At 51.4% G+C, this 6,460-nt stretch carries 7 protein-coding genes; 1 reads left to right on the top strand and 6 read right to left on the bottom strand.

Annotated features, from left to right (window positions below):
* The first annotated feature begins 184 nt into the window (after positions 1 to 184).
* Complete coding sequence (locus CSQ88_RS16415) at positions 185 to 1,300, top strand: PLP-dependent aminotransferase family protein (RefSeq protein WP_257212641.1); 1,116 nt, start codon at positions 185 to 187, stop codon at positions 1,298 to 1,300.
* 105 nt (positions 1,301 to 1,405) lie between these two features.
* Here the strand turns inward: CSQ88_RS16415 and CSQ88_RS16410 are convergent, their stop codons facing one another.
* The 6 genes from CSQ88_RS16410 to CSQ88_RS16385 form a co-directional block, all read right to left on the bottom strand.
* Positions 1,406 to 1,837, bottom strand: coding sequence for a type II secretion system protein (locus CSQ88_RS16410; protein ID WP_257212640.1), 432 nt, complete (start codon positions 1,835 to 1,837; stop codon positions 1,406 to 1,408).
* Positions 1,838 to 1,958: 121 nt separating this feature from the next.
* On the bottom strand, positions 1,959 to 2,357 hold the full coding sequence (locus CSQ88_RS16405; RefSeq protein WP_099399161.1) for a type II secretion system protein: 399 nt from the start codon (positions 2,355 to 2,357) through the stop codon (positions 1,959 to 1,961).
* 455 nt (positions 2,358 to 2,812) lie between these two features.
* Positions 2,813 to 3,307 (bottom strand): type II secretion system protein, encoded by a 495-nt coding sequence (locus tag CSQ88_RS16400; RefSeq protein WP_099399160.1) that lies wholly within the window; start codon positions 3,305 to 3,307, stop codon positions 2,813 to 2,815.
* 2 nt (positions 3,308 to 3,309) lie between these two features.
* Positions 3,310 to 5,262 (bottom strand): secretin N-terminal domain-containing protein, encoded by a 1,953-nt coding sequence (locus CSQ88_RS16395; protein ID WP_099399159.1) that lies wholly within the window; start codon positions 5,260 to 5,262, stop codon positions 3,310 to 3,312.
* A 106-nt stretch (positions 5,263 to 5,368) separates the two neighbouring features.
* Positions 5,369 to 5,905, bottom strand: coding sequence for a hypothetical protein (locus CSQ88_RS16390; RefSeq protein WP_099399158.1), 537 nt, complete (start codon positions 5,903 to 5,905; stop codon positions 5,369 to 5,371).
* Positions 5,902 to 6,450, bottom strand: a complete 549-nt coding sequence (locus tag CSQ88_RS16385) for a GspMb/PilO family protein (protein ID WP_099399157.1) — start codon at positions 6,448 to 6,450, stop codon at positions 5,902 to 5,904. Before CSQ88_RS16385 ends, CSQ88_RS16390 begins: the two co-directional genes overlap by 4 nt.
* Positions 6,451 to 6,460 lie beyond the last annotated feature (10 nt).

Raw genomic sequence — 6,460 nt, 5'->3', positions numbered from 1 at the left:
GCAAGCATTTTGCTTAAAATGGCATCTTTACGAGCCTTGGGAATACGCGACATGATAAGTAACCAGCCCCCTGAGTAAGTTAGAATCCCTGAAAAGGGAGTATCTCAACTATCCTGACACAGGGGGAAGTCCACAGGCGATTTATCCGCCGCAGGCTGATTTATTGCCCCAGGATTTGATTAGCGTGCTGCGCCGCTCCTTATTGGTGGATAACGGTGAGCTGCGCCCCGGCTGCGGTCATTTACCTGAATCCTGGCTGGATACCGATGCGTTTCGCCAGGCGATGCGCGCCACTGTTCGCTCCCCATTGCTGCGTGTCTCCGCTTACGGCAGTCCTGCCGGATATTTGCCTTTGCGTGAAGCATTGCAAAAAAAACTCTCTGAACAAGGGATGCCGGTGCATTTGGAGCAGATTGTGACCACATCAAATACGGTGCAGGGCATTGATATGCTGCTGCGCTTATTGCTCCGCCAGGGGGGTACGGTGCTGCTTGATGACCCCTGCTATTTTAATTTTCATGCTAATTTAGCTTTGCATGGCGCTCAGGTCGTGACGGTGGAGCGGGGAGCAGAGGGGCCTGATTTTGATCGTTTTCAAGCTGTGCTGGCCAAGCACAGGCCCAGCGTTTATTTAAGCTGTGGATTGCTGCATAACCCAACTGGGCATTCATTTACGCCTGCCCAGGCTTTCCGGCTTTTACAATTATGTAAAGAGTATGGCTGCCATATTATTGAAGATGATTTGTATGGAGACCTGCACAGCAATCCTCCCCCCAGGCTGGCCGCATTGGCTGGAGCTGAGCATGTGAGTTATTTGTCGGGATTTTCTAAGATTTTAAGTGCGAATACGCGAGTGAGCTATGTGATTGCTGCACCGCAATTAGCTGCAAAATTAAGCCACCTTAAATTAATGAGCGGTGGTGGTACTTCAGAGTTATTAGAGCAATTGCTGTGCCGCATGCTTAATGAAGGAAGCTATGGCAAGCATCGTAAAAGGATTGCTGAGCGTTTGCTTGAGTCTGGCGGGCGGGTCTTTGCGTGGTTGAAGCGGGCGGGATGCATCCTGCCCTTTCCATTTACAGGAGGGATGTTTATTTGGGCGAAGCTACCCGCAGGCGTGAATAGTGAAATGCTGGCGAGGGAGGGAATGAAGCAAGGCTTATTGCTCGCTCCAGGTGCACTGTTTAGCCGTCAGCCGCACACAGAGCAATATATGCGATTTAATGTTGCATTTAGTGATGCTGCTGCTGTTGAGCAAGCGTTTAGTGCTTTGTTAAAGCAGTGTTTATTGAGTGTATAGGGAGCAGATTTAGGGCGCATTTACAGGATGTGATGGTGCTAAGCAAAAAAAGAATTTTGCAGGCAGAGGTGTATACAGGGCATGAAGACAATCCACCCTAAGCTATTATCTTTTCAGCGCTTTGCCATTGGGCCAGTTGGCAAATTTCCAGTCCTGATAGGTGTTTTGATTGGCGAAGTTGGCAAAGTCGGGGGGGAAGCGTTGTTGTTTGAGGGGTTTGCCTTTAGCCTGGCTGTAGACGCCCATAAAGCCGCCTCCGGGAGCGGAGATATAACCCCAGTCTTCCCCTGTCATGGGGTCTTTATAGGCTTTGCGGATAAAGCGCCTTGGTGTGGGGCTGCGCGGATCCTGTACCAGTTCTTCCAGTGTTTTGGGGTATTGCGTGCCTTGCATCATATTTTGCTCGCTGTACAGCCGGATGCCACGGCGGATTTCAGCGCCTGTGCGAAGCAGTTCTTCTTCTTTGGCGCGCTGGGCACGGTTTTGCCATGCTTCGCCCACCTGGGCGAGGTAAATGCCCATGATTAATACGGCCATTAAGGCCCATGCGTAAGCAAAACCGGACTGTTTGTTGGCCAGAGCTCGGTTTGTCCGCGTTTTTGTTTGCTGCTGCATGATCGAACTAAACCCCTTTCCGTAAGCACGGCCGGACTGCTGTTTACCAGCTGCTGTAGGCCGAGCCGTCATTGCCGTTTCCTTCTGCGCCGCTTTTTATATCGTATACGCCGCTGGCGTTTTCAAATTTGATAATTTGCCAGCCATCGTTTTTGCCTGTGATGGGATCCATCGGCATTTCTCGCAGGTATTTGCTACTGACCAGCTCGTCTATCGTGGCGGGGTAATGGCCGGTATCGGCATAAAATTTATCGATGGCATCGCGCATGGCGACAAGGTTGTGTTTGAGCACGGTTTCATTGGCGCGCTCAGTCTGGTGAAAATAGCGGGGCACGACTAAGGTGAGCAGGCTGGCCATAATGGCGAGCACAACCAGCAGCTCGATCAGGGTGAAGCCTTTGCGGCTTGTGTGGCCTTTATTGGCAGACGACGCATGCGTCATGGTGATCCTATTGATGATGTTATGTGTGCTAATCAAAGTCACAAGCAATGTTTTTTAGTGCCTTCGGCACGTTGGTTTCGGTGCGGGATTCCCCCGCGTGGGACTCACTTTCTTGAACGGCCAGAAATCCTAGTACGCAAAGAAGGCCGCCCCGACCAGCACGAAGGCCCCTCACTGCGGATAATCGGCTCGGCGGCAAAGGCTGCTCGCTCGCTGCCTCGCTACCCCTTTACCGAAACCCCGATCCGCTTATTCCTCGCTTCGGCGTGCTTCAAGGGGAGGGTAAAAGCCCCATGCTGAGAGCGCGGCTATTTTGTTTTAGCGCTGCTTGCTGACACAAAACCAAATTGCTTACTTTTCATGAGGTTTTATTCTCTCTTACGAAGTGTTTTTCTCCGTGTTCTCTGTGCTCTCCGTGGTTCAAGACTTGGGTTTTAGCTTCCTTAAGTATCTATCTACCACTTCTTATAAGCCGTACCATTCAGCCCAATCCCGCTGCTGAGTGAATACACGTCAAACACATCGCGGCCTTCCTGGGGCGAGTCGGGGGGGCTGGTGTAGCTGCGCAGGCCCCATGTTTTTTCATCTGAGCTGCTTGGACAATTGCAAAAAGGATCTCTGGGCAGGCGGCGCAGAAAGTAGATCATTTTACCATTGGGGTCTTTGGCGTCTTTTACACCCTCTTTTAAGACGCTCAGATTGGGCGGGTAGCCGCTTTCATCCAGATTTTTTTTAACTTGCCCCTCGTCTGCCGCTTGCTTATAAGCATCGATAGCACTGCGGATTTGCCAGAGTGCGCGGCGCAGCTCTTCTTCCCGCTGGCGGGTAGAGGCAATTTGCGAAAGCGGCATGGCCACCGTGGCCAGCACGGCCAGGATGGTGAGGGTCACCATCAGCTCGATCAGGGTAAACCCCTGAGCGGGCCGGTAAGCTGGCAAACGGGGCCACATCTTTAGCGCCTTCCCATGCCATTGCCTCTGCCGGTTGGCGGCGTAACGGCCTGAGGGTTGTCTTCTGCAGCTTGCGCCACAGGTGCCGGGGCGAGCTGGGGAGCTGGCTCCGGCATGGCTTGCGGCATCATCGGCTGAGGCGCTGGCATCATGACGCTGCCTGCCGCTGTGCTATTAATTTTGATGCCGGAGCTTGGGCGTAAACGCAGTGGGCTGGTGCTGATTGCCCCTTCGGTACCGCTTTCAAAGGTCGTGATATGTGGCGATGGAATCGCTAAATTACGTACTACGCGGGGGGTGATTAAAAGAATCAGCTCGGTTTTATTATTGTCGTTTTTTTTGCTGCCAAAAAGTCGGTCAAGCATGGGCAGTTCGCCAAGCCCTGGAAGGGCATTGCCGGTCGTTTGATCCGAACGCGATAGCAAACCCGCTAAAACTTGTGTTTCGCCGTCTCGAGCGCTCATATTGGTAATGGCGCTACGCCTGCCTAACTTATAGGCAACCAGTCCTTGTTTGGTAAGCACACTGCCGGTGACATTGGTGACGTCAAGTGAGACTTTTACACTAATATCGTTATCAATAGACAGCATAGGCTCAACATCCAGCGTCAGGCCTACATCCAAATAGGTGATTGATTCGCTTGTAATTCCATTGTTGTTTGTTGTTGTAATAACAGGCACCCGTTCGCCAATTTGCACTTTAGCTTTTTCTTTATTTTTAACGCGTATTTTGGGGTTGGCTAAAATATTAGTATTGCCTTTTTGATGCACAAAATTGGCGCTGATAACAGGGCTGCCCAGATTAACCAACACATCATTTTTATTGAGATTACTTAGGCGATCAAGGCTAATAGAGCCAGCTGTTGTGTTTAGAGGCAATGGTGAAACGCTGCCGGTTGGTGCAAGTGATGCGGAAATTGTATCTGGGTATTGAATTCCCATGTTCAGTAAATCGGTGCTGCTGACCTCCAGAATTTCCACATCTAGAATAATCTCTGATTGCGGTAAATCCTGGGCTGCAATCAGCCGCTCGGCCACAGCAACCGCCTCGGCCGTGTCGCGCATCACCAGCATGGATAAGCGCTCGTCGATATACACGTCTTTGGTTTTAACCATTTGTTTAATCATGGCCAATACCTGTTTTGGATCGGCATTGGATAAATAAAAGGTGCGCATGACCAAGTCTTTATAATCGCGGTCTTTATCCGGGCGTTTGGGGTAAATTAAAATGGTGTTTTCATTTAATACTTTTTTATCGAGCTGATTCGTCGTTAAAATTAAATTAATCACATCTTCTACACTGCTGTCGTGCGCATAAATAGTGGTGCGTAAATTAGGCGCAACATCACGATCAAAAATAAAATTAACTTTACCAATACGCGAAATAATATCGAATACGCTGCTGATGCTTTGATCTTTAAATTGCAAAGAAATCGGGTTTTTTAAAGATTGCGCCAGGCCGGGGCGCAGCGTGGCTTCGCGTGTTTTACGGCTTTCTACCTCATCACGCAGCTTAAGTGCCTGCGTGTTGCGCGGATTATCGGTCAGCATTTGTGCCAGTACATCCAGTGCTTCTTCCGGCTTATTGTCTTTGATTTCCCGCGCATATTTCAGCATGGAATCCTGCCGCGCTGCGATTTCACTCAGCCTTAAGCCTTCCAGTGCCCGGTAATTGCCCTTATCGTGCGACAGCATCTGCTGATAGCGATTGGTCGCCAGCTCGATATCACCACGGGCGCGGGCGTTGTCGGCTTCTTTGAGCAAAGCGCCAAGCGTGATATCTAATTGCCGCTGAAAGCTGGCACGCAGTTTGATATCGTCAGGGTATAGCTTGGATTTTTCTTTTAATAGCTGCAGGCCTTGCTCTACTTCGCCTTCATAAATTAAAGACTCACCCTGTTTGCGGGCCATGTCGGCGGCGCAGCCAGTCAGCAAGCTGGCCGCGATAAGGGTCATGCTAAATGCGCGCTTCAAAATGTAGCTCCAAAAGAAAACATCCGCAGCTGCTTTAGCGGCAGGGGAAAAGTAGTTGGCTGATTGAATGTGTACGAAGAGCGCATTTTCATGGTGTCGCTCCCAGTGAAAGTACCTGCTGCTGATTCAGCGGCATAAAAGTAAAAATAATTTGCTGGCGGGTTACCTGATCCACCCGCCATGAGCCCAGCAAAACTTCGCCCTTTTGTACACGACCAAGGGCATTGCAGCTTTGGCAAACCACCATCTGCTGGCCGCCCGCCTCAAGCACCACATAATCAATGCTGCCTTCGTGCCAAGTTGAAACCACTTGAAACGGCAAAGGCGGCGCAACCGGCGGCGGTGTGGGCGTTGGCTTCGGGGTTGGTGTGGGTTTAGGTGGCGGCGGCGGAGGCGGCTGCCATGTTTGAACCGGGAATAAATTCACCGCCACGCTGCTGGCCGCAGAGGCCGCCGATGCTTGTGCCGCTGCAACGGCCGACGCTTTCGCGCTGGCTTCACTGGCTGCTGCCGCATGTTGCTGGCGGCGGGCTGGTATGTCATCGGGCTGGTTGTCTTGCCATGCAGAGTAAAGCGTGAGCAAAACAGTGATCGCCAGAACAATTTGCAAGGGGCGCGAGATCATGGCTGCACCTTGCTTAAATAAGACATTTGCACCTGAATACTGAGCATGGCCTCGCCAATTTGTTGCCGTGAAAGGCTGAGGTTTTCGATGCGCACGCCGGGCATGTTTTCCAGCTCTGCAATAAATTGCTGAAGATCGGGGTAAGTGCCATTAGCCGGAAACTGCAAGCCGTAGCGCAGCAGCTCACCGCCCACTTCGGGCGTGGCTTTGTAATCACTTTGCTGCAGCACAATATGTTTTTGCTCGGCCAGCGCATTGAGCTTAAGTAAAAACGCCGTAAATTGATTCGATTGCGGCAGGCGCTCTTCTGCCACGCTGCTGGCGGTAGCGGATGTGCTGGCGGTAGCGGATGTGCTGGCTGTGGCTTGCTTCAGCTTACGCGCAGCCTCCAGCAGGCTCAGCTCGCGGCGCTCTAAATCTTTTTGGATGGGTTTGAGTTTTTGCACATAAAGTGCGCCGGCCAGCAGCAGCAATACCAAGGCCGCAATCGCCAAAATGCCCGTATATTGCCGCCATTGGCGTAAATACCAAATCATCTGTTGCATGAGTCGCTGC

The sequence above is a fragment of the Iodobacter sp. BJB302 genome, from assembly GCF_002735645.1.
Classification (GTDB): Bacteria; Pseudomonadota; Gammaproteobacteria; order Burkholderiales; family Chitinibacteraceae; genus Iodobacter.
The sequence above is the reverse complement of the archived record's forward strand: the minus strand, read 5'-3'. Positions and strand labels throughout refer to the sequence as shown.

What these genes read in the sequence shown, in the direction of transcription:
- CSQ88_RS16410 (WP_257212640.1), bottom strand. Translation starts at nt 1,837, where the DNA reads ATGGCCGTATTAATCATGGGCATTTACCTCGCCCAGGTGGGCGAAGCA.
- CSQ88_RS16405 (WP_099399161.1), bottom strand. Translation starts at nt 2,357, where the DNA reads ATGACGCATGCGTCGTCTGCCAATAAAGGCCACACAAGCCGCAAAGGC.
- CSQ88_RS16400 (WP_099399160.1), bottom strand. Translation starts at nt 3,307, where the DNA reads ATGTGGCCCCGTTTGCCAGCTTACCGGCCCGCTCAGGGGTTTACCCTG.
- CSQ88_RS16395 (WP_099399159.1), bottom strand. Translation starts at nt 5,262, where the DNA reads ATGACCCTTATCGCGGCCAGCTTGCTGACTGGCTGCGCCGCCGACATG.
- CSQ88_RS16390 (WP_099399158.1), bottom strand. Translation starts at nt 5,905, where the DNA reads ATGATCTCGCGCCCCTTGCAAATTGTTCTGGCGATCACTGTTTTGCTC.
- CSQ88_RS16385 (WP_099399157.1), bottom strand. Translation starts at nt 6,450, where the DNA reads ATGCAACAGATGATTTGGTATTTACGCCAATGGCGGCAATATACGGGC.